Origin of the sequence: Rhodococcus sp. I2R (genome assembly GCF_020889545.1) — a bacterium.
Lineage (GTDB): Bacteria > Actinomycetota > Actinomycetes > Mycobacteriales > Mycobacteriaceae > Rhodococcoides.
The window spans coordinates 1-1,210 of sequence record NZ_JAHUTG010000071.1 but is presented as its reverse complement, the minus strand read 5'-3'; the positions used below and the strand labels follow the sequence as shown (position 1 = coordinate 1,210).

The following is a 1,210-nucleotide window of genomic DNA, read 5'->3' as shown; positions in this document are numbered from 1 at the left end:
TGCGAGATGCCCTTCGTTGTGGCCGAATTTGATCCTCGAGAAATCTCATTCTTCCACTACGACAGGGCATTTCGTGTCTGCGACCCGCGCTTGGTCGCTACCGAATCGGTGCAACCAGGATAAAGCAAGGGCTGCAAGCGAATATCTGGCCAGTCTTCGCTGGCCCCTTGGCTTTCGGTGTCCAATGTGTGACGGGGACCGGTCGTGGAGGACCTCGACGCAGCATTGGAAGTGCGTTCGGTGCGGTCGTAAGACCTCTGTGACTGCGGGGACGATCTTCCACCGCACCCGCACCCCGCTGACCACGTGGTTTGCGGCGATCTGGCTGGTCACCTCGCAGAAGAACGGCACCTCCGCGCAGAACATCCACGACATGCTCGGGTTGGGTTCCTACGAAATAGCATGGGCATGGCTGCACAAGCTACGGCGAGCGATGGTGCGGCCCGATCGCGAACTCCTCTCTGGCCTGGTCGAAGTAGACGAGTCGTTCATCGGCGGCCGCGCGACAGGCAAGGCCGGTGCGTCGACCGACAAGGTGCCGGTCATGATTGCTGTGGAAAATGTTGGTACACAAGTAAATAGAAAACTTTCCCTCGGCCGGGTACGGCTCGGGGTGGCCTCCTCGCCGGGGTCGAAGCAGGTAGTGGACTTCGCCCGTACGGTCGCTGCACCCGGGTCGACGATCCGAACCGACGGCGCTCGGATGTTCCGCGTTCTCTGCGATGAGGGCTTCACCCACACCTACATCTCCGGGTACAGCTCGGACGAGCCCGGCCACGTCACCCTCCCCGGTCCCCACCGAATCGCCTCGCTGCTCAAACGATGGAACGCAGGCACCCACCACTACCGCGTCGAGCGCGAGCATCTGCAGTACTACCTCGACGAATTCGCGTTTCGATTCAATCGCCGCAGGTCGCACGCGCGCGGGATGTTGTTCTATCGACTGCTCCAACAAAGCGTCGACACCGATCCGCACCCGCTTGCCGAGCTGATCGGCGGGGCTGGAGGTGGAAAAACCCCGTCGCCCGGCAAGGACGAACTGTTGTCCGACAACGTATTCGACGACTTCTGACAGATCAGTCCACTTAGCCTGGTTGCACCGATTCGGTAGCGACCAAGCGCGGGTCGCAGACACGAAATGCCCTGTCGTAGTGGAAGAATGAGATTTCTCGAGGATCAAATTCGGCCACAACGAAGGGCATCTCGCAGA

1 pseudogene is annotated in these 1,210 nt (G+C 60.6%); it reads left to right on the top strand.

The features are described 5' to 3' along the window. Positions 1 to 130: 130 nt before the first annotated feature. Positions 131 to 992, top strand: a pseudogene (locus KVY23_RS24835) (IS1595 family transposase); the annotation flags it as partial. Between the last annotated feature and the right edge of the window lie 218 nt (positions 993 to 1,210).